A 25024-nucleotide genomic window follows, 5' to 3' on the forward strand; every position below is an offset into this window, starting at 1 on the left:
AAGAGAACGTGAGTAAACCCCGCAAACGGAGCCGGCGTACCTCCGCTGCGCTCTTCGCATCGGTCGTGGCGGCCAGTGCCATGACGGTGGGCGGTACGACTACCGCGAGCGCCAACCCGCCGGTCGAATCCGATGTGTCCCGGGCCACCGCCGCCGAGACCCTCGGAGCGCACGACGCCAAGCTGCTGGCCCAGGCCGAGGCCAAGCACGAACCGACCGTGACCCTGATCGTGGCCACCGAGGCCGGTGAGGCGAAGGACGTCGCGGCGGACCTGACCGCGCTCGGCGCTTCGGTCAGCCGCCGGTTCGACACCATCGGTTACGTGCTCGCCGAGGTCCCGACCTCGAAGGTACTCAAGGCGGCCACGCTGCCCGGCGTCTCCGCGGTCGACCTGGACGAGGTCATCCAGCTGCCCGACCCGACCCCCGAGGCGAAGCCGGGTGACGTCGAAGTTGCGCAGACCACCACGGTCAGCGGGCCGGGTGCGGACACCCCGGCAGTGAACCCGTACATGCCCACCAACGAGACCGGTGCGGTCGCGTTCAAGACGGCGAATCCCACCTGGGACGGCCGGGGCGTGACCATCGGCATCATGGACTCCGGCGTCGACCTCGGCCACCCGGCGCTGCAGACCACCACCACCGGCGAGCGCAAGATCGTCGACTGGGTCACCGCGACCGACCCGCTGGAGGACCTGACCTGGCGGCGGATGCAGGCGGAGGTGACCGGCCCGTCGTTCACCATCGCCGGCGGCACCTGGACCGCCGCCGCCGGTACCTACCGGTTCAACCTGTTCAACGAGTCGATCACCGCCGCCAGCGACCCGGGTGGTGACGTCAACCGGGACGGTGACACCAACGACAGTTTCGGCGTCCTCTACGACCCGGTCACCCACAACGTCTGGGTCGACACCAACCAGAACCGGGACTTCACCGACGAGTCGATGATGCGGCCGTACAAGGAGAAGTTCGACATCGGGCACTTCGGTGTGGACAACCCGGCGACTGCGGTGCGAGACCAGATCCCGTTCGTGGTCGAGTACCGCGAGGATGTCGACGCCAACCCGTCGGACGGCGTGCCCGGTCCGTTCTACGACTACGTCAACATCGGCATCGTCGAATCCACCCACGGCACCCATGTCGCCGGCATCACCGCCGCCAACGACATGCTCGGCAACAGCGCGTTCGACGGCGCGGCCCCGGGTGCCAAGCTGGTCTCCGCCCGGGCCTGCTCCTGGGGCGGCGGCTGCACCTACGCGGCGCTCACCACCGGTATGGCCGACCTGGTGATCAACCGCAAGGTCGACGTGGTCAACATGTCGATCGGTGGTCTGCCGCCGCTGAACGACGGCTTCAACGCCCGCGCCGAGCTGTACAACACCCTGATCACCACGTACGGCGTACAGCTGTTCCTCTCGGCCGGCAACTCCGGACCGGGCATGAACACCGTCGGCGACCCGTCCGTGGCGGACAACGTGGTCAGCACCGCGGCCAGCATCAGCCAGGACACCTGGCTGGCGAACTACGGCTCGGTCGTCCGGAAGCCGAACGCGCTGTTCAACTTCTCCTCGCGCGGCCCGCGTGAGGACGGCGGCTTCAAGCCGAACATCACCGCCCCCGGTTCGGCGATCTCCACGGCGCCGACCTGGCAGGCGGGCGCCCCGGTCGCCGAGGCCGGCTACCCGCTCCCGCCGGGCTACGCGATGATCAACGGGACGTCGATGGCCTCCCCGCAGGCCGCCGGTGCCGCCGCGCTGCTGCTCTCCGCCGCCAAGGCCAAGGGCCTGGGCGTCACCCCGGCCGCGCTGCGCCGGGCGATCTACACCTCGGCCAAGCCGATCGACGGCGTGCCGACGTACGGCCAGGGCTACGGCATGTTCAACGTGCCCGGCGCCTGGAAACTGCTGAAGAACGGCGTCGAGACCCGGTCCTACACCACCGACGCGCCGGTCTGCACCGAGCTCTCCGGCCAGTTCCGGCCGGTGGAGCGGGCCAACCGTGGCCCGGGTGTCTACAACCGCTGCACGGCCGGCAACGGCGGTCAGCGGGTCGGTGAGGCGAAGACCTACCCGGTGAAGATCACCCGTACCAGCGGCCCGGCCGGTGCGATCACCCACGAAATCGTCCTGCGGGGCAACGACGGCACCTTCCGGGCTCCGGCCCAGGTCCGGCTGCCGCTGAACCAGACCGTCACGGTCAACGTGACCGCCAAGCCGAAGACGGCCGGGGCGCACAGCGCGATCCTGACGATCAACGACCCCGCGACGACGGTCGTGGACCACGAGATCTCCACCGTGGTGATCACGTCGCACGAGGTGACCGGGCCGGCGTACGCCTTCTCGGCCGAGGGGACCGTCGACCGTAACGCGTTCACGTCGTACTTCGTGACCGTGCCACCGGGTGCGGGTGCCCTCCAGGTGAACCTGTCCGGCATCGCCACCGGTTCGCAGACCCGGTTCATCGCGATCAACCCGTACGGCGTACCGGTGGATAGCACCCTGAGCACCAACTGCTACACCAACTTCTCCGACCCGGCGGTCTGCAAGCCGCAGGAGCGGGACTACCAGAACCCGGTCGCCGGGGTCTGGGAGATCGAGGTGGAGTCGCGGCGTACGTCGCCGGCGCTGAACAACCCGTTCCAGCTCACCGCGCGGGTGCAGGGCGTCCGGGTCGAGCCGGCCGTCATCGAGCTGCCCAGCGTCGTCGCCGGCCAGCCCGCCGGGGCGAACTGGTCGCTCACCAACACCTTCGGCCCGGTCTCGGTGACCGGTCAGGGTGGCCCGCTGTCCAGCGTGCAGAGTGGACGGCCGACCATCACCGAGGGCACCTCGCACGAGTACACCGTCGAGGTGCCGGAGGGCACGACCCGGTTCACCGCCCGGATCGGCAACCCGGCCAACGCCGGTGCCGACCTGGACCTGTACGTCTTCCGGGGCAACACGCTGGTCGGCCAGGCGGCCGACGGCGACTCGGAGGAGGCGGTCACGCTGAACAGCCCGGTGGCCGGCAGCTACCGGATCGTCGTCGAGGGGTACGCGGTGGACGGCGCGGGCGGCAGCACCGCGTACGACTACCGGGACTCGTTCTCGGCGGCTTCGCTGGGCACGCTGTCCGCTCCGGCCACCCCGCTCACCCTGGCCAACGGCGGCAGCGCCGCGCTCACCGGTACGGTGACCGCCCAGTCGGCTCCGGCCGCGGGTCGCCAGCTCTACGGTGAGCTGGCCATCGTCACCAGCGAGGGTGCGGTCGTCGGCCGGGGCGCGGTCTCGGTCGGCGCGGTCAACTGACCCGACACTCCGCGAACACGGCAGCGCCCGTCCCCCGGTCCAGGGGGACGGGCGCTGTCCCGTCTACCGGGACCAGAGGTTCCGTTGCCGTGGTCGGGGCGGGTCAGGCGCGCTTGGCGCTCTGCACCCGCAACGGGGTGCCCTGCTGGCAGGTGGTCATCAGATCGGGTTCCACCCGACCGGTGACGGTGACCCGGTTACCCGCCCGCAGGACGTCGCGGGGGCCGTCGACCAGCAGGTAACCGTCGATCAGGAGGCAGCCCGGTTCGACGCCCGGGGTGACCGTACCGGTCAGTGTGACCGTGCCGGCCGTGGCCGGCGGCAGACCGGGGGTACCTGCCGGGCCACCCGGTTTTCCGGGGCCGGACGGCATCGCCGGGTCGGCAGGGCTGGGTGGGGTCGGGAAGTCAGTCGTCACGGGCGATCCTGTGTCCTGGGTGGGGGTGGATGCCGTACCGTCGCCGCCCTGCGCACAGGCGCTCAGCGCCACGACGGCGAGCAGGGCGGCGGTGGTGATCCGCAGGGTCCTCATACCGCTCCGACGCACGGCCCGGCCGGACGGTTCCCGGATCCGATCGCCATCCATCGAAGATCTTCAGGAGCGACCGGCTGCGGCGGCGGCCTTCATGTCCCGCTTCAACTCCTGCGGGAGGGAGAAGGTGAGCCGCTCGTTGGCGGTGACGACCTCCTCCACGTCGGTGAACCCGCGCGCCGCGAGGTGGTCGAGCACCTCCATGACCAGCTCGTCGGGAACACTGGCGCCGGAGGTCAGGCCGACCGTGCGGGCGCCGGCCAGCCAGGCGTCGTCGATCTCGGCGGCGTAGTCGATGAGGTGGCCGGCGCGGGCCCCGGCGTCCAACGCCACCTCGACCAGCCGGACCGAGTTGGACGAGTTGCGCGAGCCGACGACGAGCACCACGTCACAGTCGGCGGCGATCTCCTTGACCACGTGCTGGCGGTTGGAGGTGGCGTAGCAGATGTCGTCGCTCGGCGGCGACTGGAGCATCGGCAGCCGCTTCTTGAGCCGGGCGACGGTCTCCATCGTCTCGTCCACCGACAGGGTGGTCTGGGAGAGCCAGACGACCTTCTCCGGGTTACGGACGGTGATCCGGTCCGCGTCCTCCGGGCCGTCGACGAGCTGGATGTGCTCGGGGGCCTCACCGGCGGTGCCGATGACCTCCTCGTGCCCCTCGTGGCCGATCAGCAGGATGTCGTAGTCCTCGGCGGCGAACCGCTTCGCCTCCTGGTGCACCTTGGTGACCAGGGGGCAGGTGGCGTCGATGGCCTTCAACGAGCGGGCCCGGGCCTGCTCGTAGACCTCCGGCGCCACGCCGTGCGCCGAGAAGATCACCGTCGCCCCCTCGGGGACCTCCTCGTTCTCCTCGACGAAGATGGCGCCCCGGGCCTCCAGGGTGCGGACCACGTGCTTGTTGTGCACGATCTGCTTGCGCACGTAGATCGGTGCGCCGTAGAGCTTCAGCGCCTCCTCCACGGTCTGCACCGCGCGGTCCACGCCCGCGCAGTAGCCGCGGGGCTTGGCCAGGAGCACGCGCTTGCCGGTCTGGGGGGTCGCCTGAACCTCGGTCACCCGCCCATCCTACGTGCCGCCCCATCGGACCGCCCGGAGTGCGCGGGCCGGCCCACCGCCCTGGCGGCGTGGCGGCAACCGGCATCGCGGGCTCCGTCGGCGGTCGCCACGGCCGACGGCACGGCTCCGTCCGGTCGGTCGCAGCCGGCGCCACCGGCTCCGCGCGCAACTGGCAGAACAGGAACGCCCGGCAGCGCGCGGCCACCGGCGGACCACCCGAAAACCCCGTTTCGGGTACGAAGGGACGCACGCAATGGTGATCCAGAAGTTTCCGTGGACTGCGGGGTGATCTTCGCGGGGTACCACTCCGGCTCGGCCTGCACCCGCGGCCTTCCGCGTTGATCATGAAGTTATTGCCACGACACGCCGACAACAGGGACAACAACTTCATGATCAACGGGGAGGGTGGGGGTGAGGGGAGGGCGGGGGTGAACCGTAGGCTGGGCCGGTGAGCACCGCCGAGACGCCGAGCACCGCCGAGACGCCGCGCAGCAGTCCGGACGAGCCGTGGCCGGTCCGGGTGGTCAGCCAGAAGGTCGGCGCCTGGATCGCCCGGCTCGGCTGGGTCTGGGTGGACGGGCAGGTCGCCCAGATCAGCCGGCGCCCCGGTGCGGCCACTGTCTTCCTGACCCTGCGTGACCCGTCGGCGGACCTGAGCCTCACCGTCACCACCAACCGGGACGTCCTCGACGCGGGTGCGCCGGAGCTGCGCGAGGGCGCCCGGGTCGTACTGCACGCCAAACCGGAGTTCTACGCGGCCCGGGGCACCCTCAGCCTGCGCGCCGACGAGATCCGCCAGGTGGGCCTCGGTGAGCTGCTCGCCCGGCTGGAGAAGCTCAAGAAGCTGCTCGCCGCCGAAGGGCTCTTCGACCGGGCCCGCAAACGCCGACCGCCGTTCCTGCCCCGCCGGATCGGTCTGATCACCGGCCGGGCCTCGGCCGCCGAGCGGGACGTCCTCACCAACGCGCGCCGCCGCTGGCCGGCGGTCGAGTTCCGGACAGTCAACGTGGCCGTGCAGGGCCCGACGGCGGTACCCCAGATCGTTGACGCGCTGCGGGCACTGGACACCGACGAGAGCATCGATGTGATCATCCTGGCCCGGGGCGGCGGGAGCATCGAGGATCTGCTCCCCTTCTCCGACGAGGCGCTCTGCCGGGCCGTCTTCGCCTGTCGTACCCCGGTGGTCAGCGCCATCGGCCACGAGACCGACACGCCGCTGGTCGACCACGTCGCCGACGTCCGCGCCTCCACCCCCACCGACGCGGCCAAACGGATCGTGCCCGACCTGGCCGAGGAGGTACGCCTCATCCAGCTCGCCCGGCACCGGTTGGACCGCTCGGTACGGAATCTGATCGACCGGGAGGCGCACCGGCTCGACGGCCTGCGGTCCCGTCCGGTGCTGGCCCGACCCCAGGTCATGCTGGACGCCCGGGCGTCCGAGGTGACCGCGCTGCGTCAGCGGGGCGGACGCTGCCTGGACCACCGGCTCGGCGCGGCGGCCGACGAGCTGCGGCACACGCTGGCCCGGCTGCGGGCGCTCTCCCCCGCCGCTACCCTCACCCGCGGGTACGCCATCGTGCAGCGCGCCGACGGCCAGGTGGTACGCGCCGCGGAGCAGGTCGCGACGGGTGACCCGCTACGGGTCCGGTTGGCCGACGGCGAGCTGACCGCGACCGTCGACGGCTGACCGGCCGACAACCGGAAGGGCAGGGCACTGTGCTGAGATGGGACCACCATGGGTGCTGACAAGAAGACCGGTGATCCGGACGAGCGGCTGAGCTACGAGCAGGCCCGCGCCGAGTTGGCGGCGGTGGTCGAGCGGTTGGAGGCCGGCGGGACCTCGCTGGAGGAGTCGCTGGCGCTCTGGGAGCGCGGCGAACGGCTGGCCGAGGTCTGCCAGCGCTGGCTGGACGGTGCCCGGGAGCGGATCGACGCCACCCGCCGGGCCCGGGAGGACTCCGTCACCTCCTGACGGATCCAACTGCCGGCGAACCGTCAACCGGTGACACGGCCGGCGAACCGGCCACGCTGCCGGTGACACGGCCGGCGAACCGGCCACGGTGGTGCGGACGGCCGGACCGCCCGCACCACCAGTGCCGCGCAGGCTCAGGAGTTGAGCATCTCGTACGTGCTGGCCGGCGCCTCGACGACCTGGGCCGCAGGCGGCTGCTCGACCTTGGTGGCCGCACCGTAGTCGGAGTACGTCACCTTCACCTGGTGCGCCTTGCTCTCCCCGGCGGCCGGGAGGTCGATGGTCAGCGCGGTGAGCCGGCCCTGCTTGTCCACGGTGGCGGTGAAGGGCAGCGCGGCGCCCTTCGTGCCCAGCGCCTTGATGATCTCCTCGTCCAGCAGGCCGGCCTCGGTCGCCCCGGTGATGTCGACCGTGCCGGCGTACGCCCCCTCGCCGGCCGCCTCCACGTCGACGATCCCCTTGAGGATCAGGTCGCTACCGGCCGGGTCGATGTCGTTCCAGTCGAAGCCGAGTCCCTTCTGCTTCTTGACCTTCGACTGGTCGAGGTGCTGGTACTTGCCGTCCAGCTTCGGGTTCTTCATGGCGTCGGCCAGCGCACCGCCGAACTCCAGCTTCACCCAGCTCGACGGCTCGACGTAGATGTTGTCCATGGTCGCCGAGAATTCCGCGCCCTCGGTCTTCAGGGTGTAGCGGGCGCTCTTGCTGGGCTGGTGCACCTGCCCCGCACCGGTCGTCCCGTCGCCGGTGATCGTGAACCGGAAGTTACCCTTCTTGATCTCACTCGTCGAGGCGCGCAGGACCTGCTTCGGGTCTGCGGCTGCGGTCGGGCTCGCGGCGGCCGGGCTCGCCGCGCCACCGCTCCCTTCGGTGCCCTCGGAACCGCCACAGGCCGCCAGGGCCGGCGTGAACAGGACGACAGTGGCGAGGCCCGCAAGGCTCCACCGACGGATCTTCATACGAATTTCTCTCCGTGATCGATGGTCAGCCGGGCCGGCTTTCCGGCACCGGATGACCAGGGCTGCCCGGCCGCAGCCGGACCAGCCCGCGACGGCCCGGCGGTCAGCGGACCGCCGGGCCGGCAGAAACAGGACGGCGCAGTCTAGCCATGATCACATCGTTCTGTCCGACCCGTTTCCCCAGGCTGGGACCGGTCACCCGGGAACGGATGGTGTGGTGGACGGTTCACCGGCATCCCGGCGAACCGGCCACCGATGGCCGGGGATGCAGGGATCACCGGTACAGGTCGTACAGCTCGGCTGGGGCCTCGACCACCTCGGTCGCAGCCGGCTTCTGGGCCGGGGTGGCGGCACCGTAGTCGGAGTAGCTGACCTTCAGGTCGTACGCCTTGGTGTTGCTGGTCGCCGGCACCTGGATGACCAGCTCGGTCAGCCGCTTCTGGTCGTCGAGCTTCGCGGTGAACGGCACCGACTTCGCCTCGACCCCGAGGGCGGTCAACGAGGTCGGGTCGATCATCGCCGCCTCACTCGCCTCCGCCAGGTTGATCGTGCCGGCGTACGTGCCCGGCCCGGTCTCCCTCACGTCGGTGACCGCCCGGGTCAGCACGGCACTGCCGGCCGGGTCGACGTTGGAGAAGTCGAACCGGAGGTCCCTGATGTCCTTGATCCGGGACTGGTCCAGGTGCAGGTACTTCCCGGACGCCAGGTTGTCCAGCGCCGGGATGCCGGTGGCACCGTTCAGGTCGAGTTTGACCCAGCTCTCCGGCTCGACGTGGATCAGGTCGAAGTTGATCGGCGACTTCCCGCCCGCCTGGTCGAAGGCGACCGTCAGCTGGGCGCTGCGGCTCGGCTGGTGCACCACGCCCCGGCTGGTCACGCCCTGACCGGTGATGGCGAACCGGAAGTTGCCCTGACTGATCTCCCGGGTCGAGTCGAGCAGGGCCTGCTTGGCGGCGCTGGTGCCGGCGGACGCCGAAGGGGCGGACGACGCCGAGGCGCCGGCCCCGCCGGGCTGGTCCGTACCGTCCGCCTGGCAGGCCGCCAGCGCGGGAGTGAGCAGGGACGCGGCCACCAGTCCGGAAACACTCCACCGTCGGATCATCACGAGGTCTCTCCCACGAGGTCGGCCGGCGGACGGAGCCGCCGGAAGGCTCAGCCGGCCAGTCGGGGTGGCTGGCCCGGCTGGGCGCCGGCCGGTCAGCGCAGGGCGCCGGCCAGCTCCCGTAGTTCCTGTTCCCTCGCGGCACCCACCACAATCACTGTCCGGTTCGGCTCCAGGAGCACCAGCGCCTGCTCGTTGCTCCGGGCGGTGTAGCGCTGCCAGCTCCGGCCGTCGAGCTGGGTGGTGCCCTGCGGCTGGCCCTCCCGGGTCAACTCGGCCGGCAGCAGCTTCTCCGGTGCGACGTTGCTCTGCACGACCTGCACCCCGCGCCCGTCCGGGCTGAGGTACCCGAGCCGCAGCGTGGCACCACCGTCGACCGGCTGGTAACGGGCGCTGACGGTACGCCAGCCGGCGGCCAGGCCGGCGGGTTCGCTGACCGGGAACGCGTTGGCGCTGCGCGCCTGCGTGATGACCGGCGCCGGGTCGACGGTGGTGGGCTCGTCACCACCGAGGAACACCCGGTAGAAGCCGAGCAGCAGGGCGATCGGGATGAGCAGGACCAGCAGGGAGATCGCCATGTCCTTCGGCGACCGACCGTCGGAGTTCCGGGCGGCCTCCCGGACCGCCGCGGCGGAGGTCGCCGGGGGCACATCCGGGTCGGAGTCCACCGGGTCGGGGTCCACCGGTTGGGGGTCCGCAGCACCCCCGGCCGGCCCCACGGGGGGTTGCCCGTCCGGTGGGGTCGCCCCAGGGCCGGCCATCGGCTGGCCCTCCGGTGGGGTCGGCGCACCGGAGGCGCGGTCGGCGGGTACGCGGTCGGCAGGCTGGACGGGCTCCACGGTTCCATCTTGACAGCCCTCCGGTTCGCAGTATCCGGGCCACCACCGCCCCGAGCCGGCACCAGGTCGGCCAACATGTGAGGATCAGCCACAAAGCCGGCGGCGGCGGGTGCCGCACCCTGCCGGTCCACCCCGCAATGCCGCGAGGAGGAGTCGTGATGACGAACACCAGGACCCGAACCCCGCAGGATCTGGACCGAAACCTGGCGCTGGACCTGGTACGGGTCACCGAGGCGGCAGCGATGGCCGCCGGCCGCTGGGTCGGGCGGGGCGACAAGGAGGGCGGCGACGGGGCCGCCGTCGACGCCATGCGCAAGCTGATCAACTCGATCCCGATGCGGGGCGTCGTGGTGATCGGCGAGGGCGAGAAGGACAACGCCCCGATGCTCTTCAACGGTGAACGGGTCGGGGACGGTACCGGGCCCGAGGTGGACGTGGCGGTCGACCCGGTGGACGGCACCACCCTGATGAGCAAGGGCATGCCGAACGCGCTGGCCGTCCTCGCGGTCGCCGAGCGGGGCGCGATGTTCGACCCGAGTGCGGTCTTCTACATGCAGAAGCTCGCGGTCGGGCCGGTCTACGCCGATGTCGTCGACATCGACGCCGGGGTCGCGGAGAACCTGCGTCGGATCGCCCGGGTCAAGGGCACCGACGTGTCCGGGGTCACCGTCTGCATCCTCGACCGGCCCCGTCACGCCGACCTGGTCCGGGAGATCCGCCGGGCCGGTGCCGGCATCCGGTTCATTTCCGACGGGGACATCGCGGGTGCCATCGCGGCGGCCCGTGGCGAGTCCGACGTCGACGTGCTGATGGGCATCGGCGGTACCCCCGAGGGGATCATCGCCGCCTGCGCGCTCAAGTGCATGGGCGGGGCGATGCAGGCGAAGCTCTGGCCCACCGACGACGCCGAGCGGGCCAAGGCGATCGACGCCGGGCACGACCTGGACCGGGTACTCGGCACCGACGACCTGGTCACCGGGGACAACTGCTTCTTCGTGGCCACCGGTGTCACCTCCGGGGACCTGCTCCGGGGCGTCCGCTACCGGGCCGGCGGCGGGGCGTACACCCAGTCGATCGTGATGCGCTCCAAGAGCGGCACGATCCGCGTCATCGACTCGTACCACCGTCTGGAGAAGCTGGCCCTCTACTCGGCCGTCGACTTCGACGGCCGCCCTCTGGCCGAGCAGGAGTGAGCCTCGCCGGGGTGACCAGCCCGACTCTGCCGACGTCCCGTCGGGCGTTCGGGGTCGGGCTCGCGGTGGCCTCCGGTGTCCTGGTGGCTGCCCAGACGTGGATCAATGGCGAGCTGGGCGTACGCCTGGGTGACGGGATCGCCACCGCAGTGGTCTCCTTCGGTGTCGGCCTGTTCCTTCTGCTGATCATGGTCCCGGCCACCCCGGCCGGCCGCCACTCCCTGGGCGCCCTGCGGTCGGCCCTGTCGGACGGGACGTTACGTCCCTGGCAGTGCCTCGGCGGCGCCTGCGGGGCGTTCCTCGTGGTCACCCAGGGGGCGACCGTCGGTGCGCTCGGGGTGGCGGTGTTCACCGTCGCGGTGGTCGCTGGGCAGACCGCGAGCAGCCTCGCCGTGGACCGGGCCGGGCTCGGCCCCGCCGGTCGGCAGCCGGCCACCACGGCCCGGTTGGCCGGGGCGGTGCTCACCGTGCTGGCCGTGCTGCTGGCGGTCAGCGACCGGATCGGCGACCTGAAGGTGCTGGGGCTGGCCCTGCTCCCCGCGCTCGCCGGGCTCGGCATGGCCTGGCAACAGGCGGTCAACGGACGGGTCGGGATGGCCGCCGGCAGCCCACTGGTCGCCACGCTGGTCAACTTCGCCGTCGGTACGACCGTGCTGCTGATCGCGTTCGCCGTGGACATCGTGCTGCGCGGGCTGCCGGACGGCCGCCTCCCGACCGAACCGTGGCTCTATCTCGGTGGGCCGATCGGGGTCATCTTCATCGCGATGGCCGCCGCGGTGGTCCGGTTCACCGGGGTGCTCCTGCTCGGCCTGTCCACCATCGCCGGGCAGGTGGTCGGGGCGGTCCTGGTCGACCTGCTGGTGCCGACCAACGCATCCCACCCGGGGCCGACCACCCTGCTCGGGGCGGCCCTCACCCTGGTGGCGGTCCTCATCGCCGCCCTCCGCTCAACGTAAGGAAGGGCCCCCGCTTAACGCTTTCGGTAGAGGAAGGGCCCCCTTTTAACAACTCAACGCGCGCCGACACCCTGCTCCGCCGTACCGGTGACGCCCAGCGACTCCATGGTCTCCCGCAGCACCACGTCGAGCGGGGTGGGACGGATGCCGAACGTCTCCTGCGCCGCCGTCGAGTCCAGCAGGAACGGCCGGTCGAACTGGTAGAGGACCTCGCGCAGTTCGCGGACGGTCGGGTCGAACAGGCCACCGAGCCGGACCACCGGGACCGGTAGCCGGGACAGTTTCGGCGTGGGCGCACCGGCGAGCGCCGCCGCCCGGGTGGCCAGTTCGCGCAGCGACACCGCCGGTGCGGTCGGTACGTGCCAGGCCCGCCCCCAGGCCCGCTCGTCGGCGGCTGCGGCGACCAGGGTACGGGCGACGTCGCCGACGTACGTCCAGCTGTGCGGGGCGTCCAGGTCGGCCGGGACGAAGGCCCGCCGGCCGGTGAACACCCTGGGCAGCACCAGGACGTTCGGGAAGGAGTTGGCGCCCGCCCCCACGAAGTCAGAGGCGCGCACCTCGGTGGCCCGCAGCCGGCCGGCCCGGTGGGCGTCGAGCACGTCCTGCCACATCCGCACCCGGACCTGTGCCTTGGCGCTGCGGGACCGCAGCGGGGTCTGCTCGATCATTGGACCGTCGACCGGCCCGTACCCGTAGAGGTTGCCGGTGATCGTGAGGACCGCGCCGGTCCGCTCGGCGGCGGCGAGCAGGCTGCCGGCGAGCGGCGGCCAGTCGGTCGGCCAGCGGTGGTAGGCCGGGTTGGCGCAGTTGTAGAGGGCGGCTGCGCCGGTGGTGAGGGCGGTGAGTCGGTCGGGGTCGGTGGCATCGGCGGCGACCCGTTCGATGGACGGATGCTCCGGTCCGGCGCCGCGCCGGGTAATGATCCGGACCTGCTCACCCTGCTCGGCGAGGAGGCGGGCCGTGGCCGTGCCGACCGGACCGGCGCCGACGATCACCTGCAGCGACATGAGTGGTCACCCTTCAGTTCGGGAGTACGAAACGAGAGCACCGCTCTCGCCATGAGAAGCATGCCGGAGAGCCGTGCACCACGTCAAGAGCAGTGCTCTCTAATTTGTCTGCCGCTCTCCTCTGTGGCAGATTGGCATCATGACGGCACCCTCGATACGGGCCCGGGTCCGGGCCGAGATGATCGACGAGATCAAGGCGGTCGCCCGCCGGCACCTCGCCGCCGACGGCGCCAACCTCTCCCTGCGAGCCGTCGCCCGTGACCTCGGCATGGTCTCGTCGGCCATCTACCGCTACTTCCCCAGCCGGGACGAGCTGCTGACCGCGCTGATCATCGACGCCTACCAGGCCCTGGGCACGGTGGTGGAGGCCGCCGACGCCGAGGTCTCCCCCGACGACCTGCGGGGACGGTGGCACGCCGTGTTTCGCGCCGCCCGCCGGTGGGCCCTGGACAACCCTGCCGAGTACGCCCTGATCTACGGCAGCCCGGTGCCCGGCTACGCCGCCCCCCAGGACACCATCGGCCCGGCCCAGCGCCCGCCGGTCGTCCTGGTGGGCATCCTGCGGGACGGCCTCACCCGTGGGCGACTGGCCGCACCCCCGGCGGACGAGCTGCCCGAACCGGTCCGCACCGACCTCACCGCCATCGGCACCGCCTTCGTCCCCGGCCTGCCGGAGGCGCTGCTGGCCCGGGGCATGGCCGGCTGGACCCAGCTCTTCGGCCTGATCAGTTTCGAGATCTTCGGCCGGCTGAACAACGGTGTCCACCACCAGGACGCCTACTTCGACCACCAGACCCGGCTGATGGCCGACCTGGTCGGTCTGCCCTGACCCGGGGCTATGCCGGGCGTACCGGATCCGGCCAGGGTGGGTCGGCGCGGTCGGGCCGCACCACGAGCCGGCCCGCCCGCACGGCCAGCGCCAGGCCGGGCAGGGTCGCCACCAGGGCCAGCAGCACTGCGGTGGCCGAGTGCGCCGGCCGGCCGTAGAGCCAGCCGACCAGCGGCAACGCGGTCAGGATCATGGTCAGCCCGGCGGCCATCAGGGCCTCGAACACCAGCCACCCGGAATCGGCCCGAGCCACCCGGCCCAATGCGACCAGCGCAACGGTAACCGCGATCAGTACGGTCAACCCGACCGACGGACGCAGGAGGAGTTCATCGGTCGGCATCGCCCAGGCGCACGAGAGCAGCAGCGCGTCCAGCGCCAGCCCGCCGTACAGCGCCACCGGCAGGCCACCGACCAGTCCGGTCCGCCGGCCGGCACGCAACGCCACCGTCACCAGGGCCAGGGCGCCGACGAGCGCCAGTAGGGCGACCACCCGGAAGACATCGTCCGGACGGTCGGCCGGACTGCTGACACCGAGCCGGGGCGGCTGGCCGTCGAACGGGTCGCTCTGGGCGGGCGCGCCGACGAAGCCGATCCTCTCCCAGGTCCCGTTGACCCGACGGACCACGAACCCGTCCCGGCCGTTGGCGGCCAGCACCACGTACCCGCCCCCGGATACATCGAGCACGACGACCTCCTGGGTGGCAAGCCGGGCACCGGCCGCTGGGTACAGCCGGCTGAGGATGGCCCGCTGCTCCTCGGTAACCGCCCAGCCCGTCCGCCAGGTCCGGCCGGCGTCCTCGCTCTGCTGCACCCCGATCCGTCCGGTCAGCGGTCGATAACAGTGTTGCGGGACGGCAGCAGAGCAGCTCATTGTGCCCGGCTCCGGCGGATCGTCGGCCAGCCGACCGGACTCGCCCTCGGTCGCCTGCCGCCATCCGCCTCCGGCATTGTCACTGATCTGCCACGCGCTCGGCCCGCGGCCGCCGGCACCGGGACCGTAACCGGTCCCGGCGGCGAGCCGGCCCTCGACGACAGCCACCCGCCCCGCGTCCGGGTACGGGATCGGGGACGTGGCCGCCACGGCCAGCACCGCAGCCGGCAGCACGACGAGCAGGCGTACCAGCCGCACGGACCGGCCGCCCACCGGATCACGGCGGGCCCGGTGCCAGACCCGGCCGGCCAGCACCAGCGCAGGCAGGGCGAGCAGGTCGGTGTTGTCCGCGCGGACCAGGGACGGTCCGCTGACCACACTCCAGGCTGCGGAGGCGACCATCGCGGCGTACCCGCTGGTCTTGACGGCGATGAAGCCGGCGGCGACACCGGCGAGCGCGGCCACGGCGGTGCCGCGTGCCGGCAGGCGCGGAACCAGCAGGGTGCCGACGGCGGCGAGCAGTGGTGGAGCGACCACCAGCCCGGCCACGTCGCTGAGCTTCCCGGTGATCCACCCCGGGAAGGCCGCCTTGAGCAGGTGGTCGTTGACGACCAGCACGATCAGCGCCAGCACCGTACCCGGGTGCCCCAACCAGGCCAGCGCCACCCGGGCGCCGTCGTCCGCCGTCTTCGCCGTACCCGAGCCGTCCATCACCTCACGGTGACGGTGGCGGGTCTCGATGCGGCCACGTCCGGGTCAGCATCCGGCCGCGGTACGCGGCGGAGCAGCCGCCCGGGTATCAGCCGCCGTCGGAGGAGTGGCCCGGGAAGAGATGGGCGGCAGGGTCGATGGCCACGGCCGCGTTGTTGACCGCCGTGGCCGCCTCACCGAACCCGGTGGCGATCAACCGCACCTTGCCGGGGTACTCGGTGATGTCACCGGCCGCGAAGACCCTCGGCAGGTTGGTCGCCATGGTGCTGTCCACCAGGATGTGCCGCCGGTCCAGCGCCAGGCCCCACTCGGCCAGCGGACCGAGGTCGGCGGTGAAACCGAGCGCGGCGACCACGGTGTCGACCGGGATGGTCTCCGCGTCCGCACCCCGGACCACGACGTCGGCTCCGGTCACCCGGCCGTTGCCGTGCAGCCGGGTCACCTCGGCGTTCACCACGATGCGGACCGGCAGCTCCTGTACGCGGGCGACGGTGGCGGCGTGCGCCCGGAACCGGTCCCGGCGGTGCACCAGGGTGATCGACCGGGCGAGAGGTTGCAGCGCGTGCGCCCAGTCGAAGGCCGAGTCGCCGCCGCCGACGATCAGCACATCCTGACCGGCCAGGTCGGCGAGACTCGGCACGAAGAAGACGACCCCCGCCCCGATGAAGTCCGCCGCCGCCGGCAGCGGACGGGGGGTGAAGCTGCCCAGCCCACCGGTGATCAGGACCGCGCCGCAGCTCAGCTGCTCCCCGTCGGAGAGGCCGAGCACGGGTTTCCCGTCCTGGTAGCTCAGCTTCTCGGCCCGGACGCCGAGCCGGTACTCCGGATCGAACGGAGCGGCCTGGGCGACCAGGTTGGCCACCAGGTCCCGGCCCTTGATCGAGGGAAAGCCGGCGACGTCCAGGATCAGTTTCTCCGGGTACATCGCGGCGACCTGACCACCGGGCTCGGGCAGTGCGTCGATCACCGCGACCGACAGGCCCCGGAACCCCGCGTAGTAGGCCGCGAAGAGCCCGCTCGGGCCCGCCCCGATGATGGCGACATCCACCTGACGCATCTGACCACCGTCGCCCTTCGTGCGCGGACCAACCAGTGCTGATCAGACGCTAGGCGGCCCGGGCATGGTCGGGCAAGAGTGTCCCATTTCGACCATCCGCACTCTGGGATCGTGCACCCGGGTCACGGGCCGGTCAGGGAGGACTCAGAGCGGTACGGCTCGTCCAGGCCGGGCCGGCGACGGCGCAGGAGGATCGCCGCCACCACCCCGCCGAGCAGTCCGAAGAGGTGGCCCTGCCAGGAGATCGGCTCGTCGGTGGGCAGCACCCCGACGAGCTGCCAGCCGTAGAGCAGGGCGACCAGCAGCACCACCGCGAAGTTCCACCAGCTCCGCTCGACGATCCCCCGGGTGAGCAGCATGCCGAGGTACCCGAAAATCGCTCCGCTGGCACCGACCACCACCGAGTTGGAGGAGCCGGTGAACCACACCCCGAGACCGCTGATCAGGATGATCACGAGGGTGGACCAGAGGAACCGGCGGGTCCCGGCGGCGAGCACGAACGTACCGAGCAGGATCAGCGGCACGCTGTTGCTGTAGAGGTGGTCGAAGCCGTGGTGCAGGAACGGGCTGAAGAAGACCCCGTCCAGCCCGTCGATGCGTTTGGGGATGATGCCGACGGTCGGGTCGAAGCCGGCGGCGAGCCAGACGTCCAGGGCCTCGATCACGAAGAGCACCGGCACCACCGCGCACATCGCCACGAAGGCGCGGCCGAGTGCCGCGTAGAACGCCTCGGTCCCGAACCGGTGCGGATCGCCGCCGGACGGGTGGCCCTGGAATGTCACCCACAAGTAGCTATCAGCTATCCGGGCCGACCGCCACTGCGAAACGGGCGTACCGGACAACGGGCTGCCGGGAGCCGGAACGCGTCGGGGCGGGTACCGGTGATTGGTACCCGCCCCGACGCTCAACGGCTGGTCAGTACCAGCCGACGTCCTGGGAGTGCGCCCACGCGCCGCACGGGGTGCCGTAGCGGCCCTTGATGTAACCCAGGCCCCACTTGATCTGGGTGGCCGGGTTGGTCCGCCAGTCGTCGGCGACGGTACCCATCTTGCTGCCCGGCAGTGCCTGCGGGATGCCGTACGCCCCGGAGGAGGGGTTGCTGGCCCTGTGGTTCCAGCCGCTCTCCTTGGTCCAGAGCTTGTCCAGGCAGGGCATCTGGTCGATCTTGAAGCCGCTGTTCAGCAGCAGCGCACAGCCGGTCTTCCGGTTGCCGCTGTACTCGGCGCAGGAGGCCGGGATCGGCCCGGTGTACGGCTTGGTGGCCCCCTCCTCGGCGGCCTTCGCCGCTGCGGCGGCCGCCGCTGCCCGCTTCTTTCGGGCCGCCGCGGCGGCCTCGGCCTTGCGGGCCCGCTCGGCTGCGGCCTTCGCCGCCGCTGCGGCGCGCAGTTTCGCCTCGTACTCGGCGTTGCGCTGCTCCGCCACTGCGGCCATGTGCGCCGCGTGGCGCTCCCGCTGGTATTCGAACTCGGCCGCGTCGACCGCCGACGCGAGTTCCGATTTGATCCCTTGTTGCTGGGTCTCGCGGTCTTCGCCCAGATAGAAGCCGCCTGCGACACCCACGGAGAGCAGTGCGACGGCAGCCGTCCGGACACCGAACCGGCTCCACAGCCGACTCACGAGGTGGTCCCTTCGTCGGGGGCAAGGACACGGCGCACCCGGCTCGGGGGGCCAGGGAATGGCGCCGCGAGCGCCCCGACCCGTCGGAGTCATCGCCGACGCACTGGGGGCCGCCGATGCTGTCGCCGTCCCGGCGACACGATCATCAGCGATCTTCCCGGTACGTGGGCGCTCGCTGCACACCATTGCGCACAGTGAGACGATTGGGAAACCACCACGGCGTTTTGTGATTTCGGTCACGCCGCAAAAGGGATTCCGGGCGCCAAACCCGGCAGGTAAGTCGTCCTACAGCGGGATGTCCTCCAACAGATCCGTGACCACTTCGGCGATCGGGGAACGCTCCGAACGGGTGAGGGTCATGTGCGCGAAGAGCGGATGTCCCTTGAGCGCCTCGATCACCGCGGTCACCCCGTCGTGCCGGCCCACCCGCAGGTTGTCCCGCTGCGCCACGTCGTGGGTCAGCACCACCCGGGAACCCTGGCCGATCCGGGACAGCACGGTCAGCAGCACCCCGCGTTCCAGGGACTGCGCCTCGTCCACGATGACGAACGCGTCGTGCAGGCTCCGGCCCCGGATGTGGGTCAGTGGCAGCACCTCCAGCAGCCCACGCGAGGTCACCTCGTCGAGTACGTTCTCGTGCACCACCGCGCCGAGGGTGTCGAAGACCGCCTGCGCCCAGGGCGACATCTTCTCCGCCTCCGAGCCGGGCAGGTAGCCCAGTTCCTGGCCGCCGACGGCGTACAGCGGCCGGAAGACCACCACCTTCTTGTGCCGGCGGCGCTCCATCACCGCCTCCAGCCCGGCGCAGAGCGCCAGGGCGGACTTGCCGGTACCGGCCCGGCCGCCGAGCGAGACGATCCCGATCGACTCGTCGAGCAGCAGGTCCAGGGCGATCCGCTGCTCCGCCGACCGCCCCCGCAGGCCGAACGCGTCCCGGTCCCCCCGGACCAGTCGTACCGTCTTGTCCGGCAGTACCCGACCCAGCGCCGAACCCCGCTCGGAGTGCAGCACCAGGCCGGTGTGGCAGGGCAGGCCGGCCGCGGCGTCCAGATCGATCGTCTCACCCGCGTAGAGCTGGCTGATCTGCTCCGCGCCCAGTTCGAGCTCGGCCACCCCGGTCCAGGTCGGGTCACTGGCCTGGCCGTGCCGGTACTCGTCGGCACGCAACCCGACCGAGGCGGCCTTGACCCGCAGCGGCATGTCCTTGCTGACCAGGGTGACCTGCCGACCCTCGGCGGCCAGGTTGAGCGCCACCGACAGGATGCGCGCGTCATTGGACTCGTTGCGGAACCCGGGTGGCAGCACCCCGTCGTCGGTGTGGTTCAGCTCCACCCGCAGGGTGCCGCCGACGTCGTTGGCCGGCACCGGATGGTCCAGCCGGCCGTGGGTGACCCGCAACTCGTCCAGGGCGCGCAGCGCCTGACGGGCGAACCAGCCCAGCTCGGGATGGTGGCGCTTACCTTCCAGTTCCGAGATGACCACGAGCGGCAGGATCACCTCGTGCTCGGCGAACCGGTGGAACGCCCCAGGGTCACTGAGCAGCACCGAGGTGTCCAGGACATATACCTGGCCGGATGATCGGGGCTCCCCGGGGTCGTCGGCCGGGGCGGTGGTGGTCGCCCGACGTCCGCGGGGCGTCCGGCGGGTCGTGGCAGTCGCGGCCGGGTCCTGATCGGCCCGGGCACTGGTACGGCGAGTCGTCACAGGCCTGCTCCGACGGATGGGCACCCGCCACCCGCGATCCGCCTCGTCCGGTGCCCGGGACACGGGGTCGAGTGCGGGCCCCGTGTTGCGAGGTCGCAGGTCCGGGCGTACCGGCTGGCCGGGACAACCCCGCGCCATGATTAGACGCTAGCCGCGTCCGGCGACTTCGACCAGATCCCAACCCTTCGATCTTTCCCGGCCCACCCCGAGACACCCGGGAGACACCGCCCCGCCATCGGCGTGTCGACCGCCACCCGCTTCCGGTCCCGGCCGGGACCGGAAGCGGGCCACCGGGCGGCGGAACCGTCCCGGGTACGGCCGGACCGGCCGGGATGCATGCCCCCTGCGCACATCCCGGCCGGTGGGACCACCGTCACCGGTCTGACGTGGTCCCGGCGGTGCGTGTCCGCCGCGGACGACGCACCGCGCTCGCGGGCCGCCACCCGGCACCTGCGGGCCGTCACCCCCGCCGCACGGCGACCGCCTCGGTGGGGTGCCGTCCACCGGCGGTCGCGGGTCGGACGAAGGCGGCCCCGGTGTACGTGGTGCCCTGTCGCGCGAGGGCACCGGATCCGGTTCCGGCGGCGGCTGGCGGGACGGTCAACGCGGAGGCGATGGCCGCCTGGGCCTCCCGCCGCCGCCGGTTCCAGGCCCCCCGGTCACCGTCGAAGTAGCCCTGCCGGTAACCGAACCGGTAGCCGATGCGGTAGCTGAGCTGGCCGTGCAGCCGCCCGGCGGCGTAGCTGGAGGAGACGAGCAGCAGGATGAGAAAGACCGCGAAGAACGGGCTCATCGCTCCTCCGGACCGACCACGGTGGGATCGGCGACCAGGAGGCGGTCCAGATCCTCGATGCCGACGTCCTCGACCAGTTCGACGCTGATCCGGCAGCCGTCCAGCACCACCTCGGCCAGGGAGGCCCGGTGGATCTCACCGCCGGCCTGGTAGACCCGGACGCTCATCTCGGGGCAACCGAGGTGCGCACGCCAGGCGTTCCACTCGTCCCGGTCGCCGACGCTGAGGGACACGTACCGGCAGCCCCGGGCCAGGTACAGCCGCCACGGAGCACTGAGACCCGCGGCCACCCCGTCCGCGATCAGGCCGAATGCCTGGGTACGGGTTGCGAGTTGGGTCACGGCATCCTCCCTGTCCTGAGGGCGTGACCAGTGTGAGCACCAGACGTCTCAATCACGTGACACACCGTAGGATGTCTCATGGACGTGACAGTATCAGCTTTTCGTCCGATTACGGCTGGCCCCCTGGACATCTATCCTGCCCTGGTGACGCCCCTCGACAAGGCCGACGAAGTGCTGCCCACGCGACCCGAGAATCTGTCACGTTCGCAGTACACAACCATTTCCTCAGAGTGCGGACCGGAGGTCTGGTCGTACCGTCACGAGGTGACGGACAGCGCGCACGCGAGAAAGATCGCCTTCGCCTCCTTCGTACGCAAGGCACTCGCCGACGCCCGCGCGCAGCGCGCCTGGACCGGGACCGAGGTCTCCCGACGCACCGGGGTGTCCCGCCAGACGATCAACCGCTGGGTCCGGGGCGAGTGGGCCAGCGATCCGGAGGCGGAGCGGGTGGTGGCGTTCTGCGAGGGGCTGGGCCTGAATCCGATCACCGCCTTCGGCGTCCTCGGCTGGGACCGCACCACCGCCGCCCGCCCCACGCCGGCCCCACCCCCGATGGATCCGGATGTCGAGGCGCTGCTGCGCCGGCTGGTCGACCCGAACATCTCCGATGCAGAGAAGTTCCATATCCGAGAGACTATTCGTTATCTCGCATACCGCCCCAAATTGCCTTCAGCACCACAAAAGCGGGCAAAGCGCGCGGGCTAGTTCCTCAGATGGTGAAAGAACGGTTACCTGGCGTCAGCTCTTCTGTACCCGTGTCACAACGGTCACGCTAGCGTCCTTACTCGTACTGCTTGGGCTCGTCGTCGGCGGGGGGACGGGACAAGGCCGAACCCAGCCCTGCGGGACAGAAGGAGGGGTCTGTCATGACCCTGAAATGGATGGCAGTCGTGGTCGCTGCGGTGTCCCTGACACTCTGCGCGACCGCCAACATCGCGGTGGGCACCATCAGCGGCGAGGAACTTCCGGTCGTGGTCAACCTGCTGGCGCTCACCGCTGCCGGCTGCGCGGTCGTCCTGGCCGTGGTCGGTGAGCTGAACGACCGGCTCAACGGCCGGATCACCGCGCTCACCGAGTTCCTGGTCGCCCGGCTCGACGAGATCGAGGCGCACGCCGGCGACCGGAACAGTGGATTCGTCGAGGGTTACCTACTCAGCCACGGTCAGCAGGACGCACCGGTGGTGCCGATCGGGCCGAGGTTACAGGGCCGCCGGGCGATGCTGGGCGGTGAGGACTGAGAGCGACCGGTGAGGGCGGGGGCGCCAACCACCGTTCCGGAAAGTGAGCAACACATCACGGTACGATTGGCACCGGGCAACCGGGGTACGCTGACCCGCGTGCCGCCGAACAACCCGGGCGACCAGCGCCCCCTCCGTCCGCTGACCGCTGACCAGGCCTGGCGGGCCACCTCTGGCCGGGCCGGCCGGTGCGTTCTCTTCTTCGATTTCGACGGCACCCTCGCGCCCGTCGGCGACGACCCGACAGCGGTGCAGCCGGCGCCCAAGGTGCTGGCCGCGATCGAGGCGCTCGCCGGGATCGTCCAGCGCGTCGCCATCGTCTCGGCCCGCCCGGTCGACTTCCTGCGCGAGCACTTCGGCGCCCTGTCCGGGGTGGATCTCTACGGCCTCTACGGCCTTGAGCACAGTCACTCCGGCGGTGAGACGGTGACCGAGCCGGCCGCCCTGCCCTGGGTACCCACCATGGCCGAACTGGCCGACCAGGCCCGCGCCGAACTGCCGCCCGGCACGCTGGTCGAGTACAAGCGTCTCTCCGTCGCCCTGCACTACCGCACGGTGCCCGCCCTGGCCGACACGGTCGAGGCGTGGGGGCGGGCCCAGGCCGGACGGCTCGGGCTTCGGGTGCAGGTGGGCCGCATGGTCATCGAGTTGAAGCCACCGGGCGACCAGGACAAGGGCCTGGTCATCAACACCGCGGTACGCGACGCCGCCTGCGCCTGGTACTTCGGTGACGACGTTTCCGACATCAAGGCGTTCACCGCCCTCCGGTCCCGCGCCGAGAGCGATCCGGACTTCCTCGGCGTCTGCGTCGCGGTGGCCAACCCGGAGACCGGCGACGAGGTCTCCCGGGCAGCCGACCTGACGATCGACTCACCGGAGGCTCTCGGCGACTTCCTCACCGAGGCGGTCCACCGACTGAGCTGACCGGGTCGCCACACCGCCGACGGGCCGGGGTCGGTCAGGCGCCGTACCGGCGCTGCCGGTTGGCGTACGAGCGCAGGGCCCGGAGGAAGTCGATGTGCCGGAAGTCCGGCCAGTTGAGTTCGCAGAAGTAGAACTCCGAGTGCGCCGACTGCCAGAGCATGAAGCCGGAGAGCCGCTGCTCACCACTGGTCCGGATGACCAGGTCCGGATCGGGTTGCCCCCGGGTGTAGAGGTGCTCGGCGATGTGTTCGACGTCCAGCACCTCGGCGAGTTCCTCGATGGTGCCACCCTTGGCGGCGTGCTCGTAGAGCAGTGAGCGCACCGCGTCGGCGATCTCCCGCCGCCCGCCGTAGCCGACCGCAATGTTGACCTGTGCGCCCCCGGAGCGGTCCTGGGTCTTCTCCTCCGCCGACTTGAGCGCGGTGGCGGTCTGGGTCGGAAGCAGGTCCAACGCACCGACGATCCGCAGCCGCCAGGGGTTGCCCTCCTCGGCCAGCTCGGTCACCAGATCCTCGATGATCTGCAGCAGCGGATCCAGTTCACTGGCCGGTCGGCGCAGGTTGTCGGTGGCCAGCAGGTAGAGGGTGACATGGCCGATGCCGGCCTGCTCGCACCAGCCGAGCACGTGCTTGATCTTGGCCGCGCCGACGCGGTGGCCGTCGTTCGGGTCGACGAAGCCCATCTCCCGGGCCCACCTGCGGTTACCGTCGCACATCACACCCACGTGCCGGGGCACGGGCTTACCGGCGAGCTTCGCCGTCAGCCGCCGCTCGTAGACCGAGTAGATCAGGTTCCGCAGAGTCATCCCTTGCAGAGTAGCGACCGGGACCACCCCCTACGGTGTCGACGCCGGGGATGTCGTCACCTCGCGCGCCCGAGTCCGGAAGCGATCATCTGCAGGGTCCGCCCGTCGAGCCGCCCGTCGCCCAACCCCAGCTCGACCATGGTGCCGAAGGCCTGCTGATCGTCCCGCGCGGCCCGGACCGCCGCGTCGACCACCGACCGGCGCCGGGCCAGGAACGCGGCGACCGAACTGTGCCAAAGGTGGGTACCGAGTCGACCACGCAGCGCCCGGGTGTACCGGCGCGCGGCGTGGGCCGGGTGCCGGGCCGCCGCCGCTCCGGCCAGCGCACCGGAGAGCACCGCGTAGAAGATCCCCTCCCCGGTGAACGGGTTGATCAGCGAGAGCGCGTCACCGGCCAGGACGATCCGGTCCCGACCCGGAGCCGGCCGGTGGGTGGACAGCGGCAGGTGGTGGGCCCGCAGGTCGGTCACCGTGGCCGGATCCACCGTCGGAAGCAGGGCCGCCAACCGGTCCAGCAGGTGGGCCCGGTTCAGCGGCTGACCGCGCAGCACCTCCCCGTACCCGACGTTCGCCCGGCCGTCACCGATCGGGAAGGACCAGGCGTACGCCGGCCAACGCGCCGCCGAGGTGACGATGTCCTGCCGGAGCGGCCCGGACGGCGCCGGGGCGTACCCCCGGATGGCCAGGGCCAGGTGGCGGTCCGGGTTGGCCGGGTGACCCAACGCCCGCCGCAGCACCGAGCCGGCCCCGTCCGCGCCGACCACCGCCCGCGCGGCCAGCGCACCGTCCAGCACCACCCGGTCGGCCCGCTGCTCGACCCGGCGTACGGTGTGCCGGCGCAGCACCGCACCGGCAGCCACCGCAGCGGCGACCAGCCGGGCGTCGAAGACCCGCCGGGGCACGGTGTGCGCCGGTCGGGGCAGTCGGCGCAACGCCTGAACCCCGCCCGGGGCGACCAGCCGGAGCCGGGGTACCGGCGGAAACCCGGCCACCGGGTCCGGTACGCCCAGATCCGCGAGGACATCCAGCGCGTGCGCGGCGATACCGTCGCCGCACGCCTTGTCCCGGGGAAAGTCGGCACGGTCCAGCAGGAGTACCCGGGCACCCGCCCGCCGGGCGGCCAGTGCGGCACTCGCCCCGGCCGGTCCCCCACCGACCACGACGACGTCGAAGAAGTCGGTCACCGGTCAGCCACCGGGTCGACCGGAGCGGCGGTCCGGCCGGTGGGTGTGCC

24 protein-coding genes are annotated in these 25024 nt (G+C 71.5%); 9 read left to right on the forward strand and 15 right to left on the reverse strand.

Features of this window, described 5'->3' with window-relative positions; genetic code table 11:
• Positions 1 to 8: 8 nt before the first annotated feature.
• A complete protein-coding gene (locus V6U90_RS19970) occupies positions 9 to 3287 on the forward strand; it encodes a S8 family serine peptidase (protein ID WP_334438633.1) in 3279 nt (1092 codons plus the stop codon).
• 103 nt (positions 3288 to 3390) lie between these two features.
• Here V6U90_RS19970 and V6U90_RS19975 read toward each other — a convergent pair whose 3' ends face one another.
• Complete coding sequence (locus tag V6U90_RS19975) at positions 3391 to 3819, reverse strand: hypothetical protein (RefSeq protein WP_334438636.1); 429 nt, start codon at positions 3817 to 3819, stop codon at positions 3391 to 3393.
• A gap of 63 nt (positions 3820 to 3882) precedes the next feature.
• Positions 3883 to 4875 (reverse strand): 4-hydroxy-3-methylbut-2-enyl diphosphate reductase, encoded by a 993-nt coding sequence (locus tag V6U90_RS19980; protein WP_334438640.1) that lies wholly within the window; start codon positions 4873 to 4875, stop codon positions 3883 to 3885.
• Positions 4876 to 5323: 448 nt separating this feature from the next.
• Between V6U90_RS19980 and xseA the strand changes: the two genes are divergently transcribed.
• Both xseA and V6U90_RS19990 read left to right on the forward strand, forming a co-directional pair.
• On the forward strand, positions 5324 to 6562 hold the full coding sequence (xseA, locus tag V6U90_RS19985) for an exodeoxyribonuclease VII large subunit (protein WP_334438643.1): 1239 nt from the start codon (positions 5324 to 5326) through the stop codon (positions 6560 to 6562).
• Between the two features lie 48 nt (positions 6563 to 6610).
• The gene (locus tag V6U90_RS19990) at positions 6611 to 6847 is read left to right on the forward strand and encodes an exodeoxyribonuclease VII small subunit (protein ID WP_334438646.1); all 237 of its coding nucleotides are present in this window, start codon (positions 6611 to 6613) and stop codon (positions 6845 to 6847) included.
• Positions 6848 to 6981: 134 nt separating this feature from the next.
• On the opposite strand, the gene V6U90_RS19995 is transcribed toward V6U90_RS19990, so the two are convergent.
• The 3 genes from V6U90_RS19995 to V6U90_RS20005 form a co-directional block, all read right to left on the reverse strand.
• Entirely contained in the window at positions 6982 to 7803 is an 822-nt protein-coding gene (locus V6U90_RS19995) for a hypothetical protein (RefSeq protein ID WP_334438649.1), read from the reverse strand.
• A gap of 274 nt (positions 7804 to 8077) precedes the next feature.
• On the reverse strand, positions 8078 to 8905 hold the full coding sequence (locus tag V6U90_RS20000) for a hypothetical protein (protein ID WP_334438719.1): 828 nt from the start codon (positions 8903 to 8905) through the stop codon (positions 8078 to 8080).
• 95 nt (positions 8906 to 9000) lie between these two features.
• Entirely contained in the window at positions 9001 to 9744 is a 744-nt protein-coding gene (locus V6U90_RS20005) for a DUF4245 domain-containing protein (RefSeq protein ID WP_334438651.1), read from the reverse strand.
• Positions 9745 to 9902: 158 nt separating this feature from the next.
• Here V6U90_RS20005 and glpX point away from each other — a divergent pair, with 158 nt between their 5' ends.
• Both glpX and V6U90_RS20015 read left to right on the forward strand, forming a co-directional pair.
• On the forward strand, positions 9903 to 10937 hold the full coding sequence (gene glpX / locus V6U90_RS20010) for a class II fructose-bisphosphatase (RefSeq protein WP_334438653.1): 1035 nt from the start codon (positions 9903 to 9905) through the stop codon (positions 10935 to 10937).
• An 11-nt stretch (positions 10938 to 10948) separates the two neighbouring features.
• Positions 10949 to 11893: a DMT family transporter gene (locus V6U90_RS20015; protein WP_334438655.1), complete on the forward strand. Its 945-nt coding sequence runs from the start codon at positions 10949 to 10951 to the stop codon at positions 11891 to 11893.
• A 53-nt stretch (positions 11894 to 11946) separates the two neighbouring features.
• Here V6U90_RS20015 and V6U90_RS20020 read toward each other — a convergent pair whose 3' ends face one another.
• Positions 11947 to 12900, reverse strand: coding sequence for an NAD-dependent epimerase/dehydratase family protein (locus tag V6U90_RS20020; protein ID WP_334438658.1), 954 nt, complete (start codon positions 12898 to 12900; stop codon positions 11947 to 11949).
• A 139-nt stretch (positions 12901 to 13039) separates the two neighbouring features.
• Here V6U90_RS20020 and V6U90_RS20025 point away from each other — a divergent pair, with 139 nt between their 5' ends.
• On the forward strand, positions 13040 to 13729 hold the full coding sequence (locus tag V6U90_RS20025; RefSeq protein WP_334438661.1) for a TetR/AcrR family transcriptional regulator: 690 nt from the start codon (positions 13040 to 13042) through the stop codon (positions 13727 to 13729).
• Positions 13730 to 13736: 7 nt separating this feature from the next.
• Here the strand turns inward: V6U90_RS20025 and V6U90_RS20030 are convergent, their stop codons facing one another.
• The 7 genes from V6U90_RS20030 to V6U90_RS20060 all read right to left on the reverse strand — a co-directional run bounded on the left by V6U90_RS20030 (position 13737) and on the right by V6U90_RS20060 (position 20823).
• Positions 13737 to 15311: a hypothetical protein gene (locus V6U90_RS20030; protein WP_334438664.1), complete on the reverse strand. Its 1575-nt coding sequence runs from the start codon at positions 15309 to 15311 to the stop codon at positions 13737 to 13739.
• A gap of 88 nt (positions 15312 to 15399) precedes the next feature.
• Entirely contained in the window at positions 15400 to 16368 is a 969-nt protein-coding gene (locus V6U90_RS20035; RefSeq protein ID WP_334438666.1) for an NAD(P)/FAD-dependent oxidoreductase, read from the reverse strand.
• A gap of 122 nt (positions 16369 to 16490) precedes the next feature.
• Positions 16491 to 17150, reverse strand: coding sequence for a rhomboid family intramembrane serine protease (locus V6U90_RS20040; protein WP_334438669.1), 660 nt, complete (start codon positions 17148 to 17150; stop codon positions 16491 to 16493).
• Between the two features lie 133 nt (positions 17151 to 17283).
• Positions 17284 to 17985 (reverse strand): lytic transglycosylase domain-containing protein, encoded by a 702-nt coding sequence (locus V6U90_RS20045; RefSeq protein ID WP_334438672.1) that lies wholly within the window; start codon positions 17983 to 17985, stop codon positions 17284 to 17286.
• A 285-nt stretch (positions 17986 to 18270) separates the two neighbouring features.
• A complete protein-coding gene (locus V6U90_RS20050; protein ID WP_334438675.1) occupies positions 18271 to 19689 on the reverse strand; it encodes a PhoH family protein in 1419 nt (472 codons plus the stop codon).
• A 460-nt stretch (positions 19690 to 20149) separates the two neighbouring features.
• Positions 20150 to 20482, reverse strand: coding sequence for a hypothetical protein (locus V6U90_RS20055; protein ID WP_334438678.1), 333 nt, complete (start codon positions 20480 to 20482; stop codon positions 20150 to 20152).
• Positions 20479 to 20823, reverse strand: a complete 345-nt coding sequence (locus V6U90_RS20060; protein ID WP_334438681.1) for a hypothetical protein — start codon at positions 20821 to 20823, stop codon at positions 20479 to 20481. The genes V6U90_RS20055 and V6U90_RS20060 overlap by 4 nt, the downstream gene beginning before the upstream one ends.
• 264 nt (positions 20824 to 21087) lie before the next feature.
• Here V6U90_RS20060 and V6U90_RS20065 point away from each other — a divergent pair, with 264 nt between their 5' ends.
• From V6U90_RS20065 to otsB, 3 genes are all read left to right on the forward strand, one after another.
• On the forward strand, positions 21088 to 21528 hold the full coding sequence (locus V6U90_RS20065; protein ID WP_334438722.1) for a helix-turn-helix domain-containing protein: 441 nt from the start codon (positions 21088 to 21090) through the stop codon (positions 21526 to 21528).
• A gap of 161 nt (positions 21529 to 21689) precedes the next feature.
• Positions 21690 to 22061: a hypothetical protein gene (locus V6U90_RS20070; RefSeq protein WP_334438683.1), complete on the forward strand. Its 372-nt coding sequence runs from the start codon at positions 21690 to 21692 to the stop codon at positions 22059 to 22061.
• Between the two features lie 99 nt (positions 22062 to 22160).
• Positions 22161 to 22985, forward strand: a complete 825-nt coding sequence (gene otsB / locus V6U90_RS20075) for a trehalose-phosphatase (protein ID WP_334438685.1) — start codon at positions 22161 to 22163, stop codon at positions 22983 to 22985.
• Between the two features lie 34 nt (positions 22986 to 23019).
• Here otsB and V6U90_RS20080 read toward each other — a convergent pair whose 3' ends face one another.
• Together V6U90_RS20080 and V6U90_RS20085 are read right to left on the reverse strand one after the other, a co-directional pair.
• Positions 23020 to 23790 carry an isoprenyl transferase gene (locus V6U90_RS20080; RefSeq protein ID WP_334438688.1) on the reverse strand — a complete coding sequence of 257 codons (771 nt, stop codon included), beginning with the start codon at positions 23788 to 23790 and terminating at the stop codon, positions 23020 to 23022.
• 56 nt (positions 23791 to 23846) lie between these two features.
• Positions 23847 to 24974, reverse strand: a complete 1128-nt coding sequence (locus V6U90_RS20085; RefSeq protein WP_334438690.1) for a geranylgeranyl reductase family protein — start codon at positions 24972 to 24974, stop codon at positions 23847 to 23849.
• Between the last annotated feature and the right edge of the window lie 50 nt (positions 24975 to 25024).

It is taken from the genome of Micromonospora sp. CPCC 206060 (assembly GCF_036906895.1).
GTDB lineage: Bacteria > Actinomycetota > Actinomycetes > Mycobacteriales > Micromonosporaceae > Micromonospora.

What these genes read in the sequence shown, in the direction of transcription:
- V6U90_RS19975 (WP_334438636.1), bottom strand. Translation starts at nt 3,819, where the DNA reads ATGAGGACCCTGCGGATCACCACCGCCGCCCTGCTCGCCGTCGTGGCG.
- V6U90_RS19990 (WP_334438646.1), top strand. Translation starts at nt 6,611, where the DNA reads ATGGGTGCTGACAAGAAGACCGGTGATCCGGACGAGCGGCTGAGCTAC.
- V6U90_RS19995 (WP_334438649.1), bottom strand. Translation starts at nt 7,803, where the DNA reads ATGAAGATCCGTCGGTGGAGCCTTGCGGGCCTCGCCACTGTCGTCCTG.
- V6U90_RS20000 (WP_334438719.1), bottom strand. Translation starts at nt 8,905, where the DNA reads ATGATCCGACGGTGGAGTGTTTCCGGACTGGTGGCCGCGTCCCTGCTC.
- glpX (WP_334438653.1), top strand. Translation starts at nt 9,903, where the DNA reads ATGACGAACACCAGGACCCGAACCCCGCAGGATCTGGACCGAAACCTG.
- V6U90_RS20020 (WP_334438658.1), bottom strand. Translation starts at nt 12,900, where the DNA reads ATGTCGCTGCAGGTGATCGTCGGCGCCGGTCCGGTCGGCACGGCCACG.
- V6U90_RS20025 (WP_334438661.1), top strand. Translation starts at nt 13,040, where the DNA reads ATGACGGCACCCTCGATACGGGCCCGGGTCCGGGCCGAGATGATCGAC.
- V6U90_RS20030 (WP_334438664.1), bottom strand. Translation starts at nt 15,311, where the DNA reads ATGGACGGCTCGGGTACGGCGAAGACGGCGGACGACGGCGCCCGGGTG.
- V6U90_RS20035 (WP_334438666.1), bottom strand. Translation starts at nt 16,368, where the DNA reads ATGCGTCAGGTGGATGTCGCCATCATCGGGGCGGGCCCGAGCGGGCTC.
- V6U90_RS20055 (WP_334438678.1), bottom strand. Translation starts at nt 20,482, where the DNA reads ATGAGCCCGTTCTTCGCGGTCTTTCTCATCCTGCTGCTCGTCTCCTCC.
- V6U90_RS20070 (WP_334438683.1), top strand. Translation starts at nt 21,690, where the DNA reads ATGACCCTGAAATGGATGGCAGTCGTGGTCGCTGCGGTGTCCCTGACA.
- V6U90_RS20080 (WP_334438688.1), bottom strand. Translation starts at nt 23,790, where the DNA reads ATGACTCTGCGGAACCTGATCTACTCGGTCTACGAGCGGCGGCTGACG.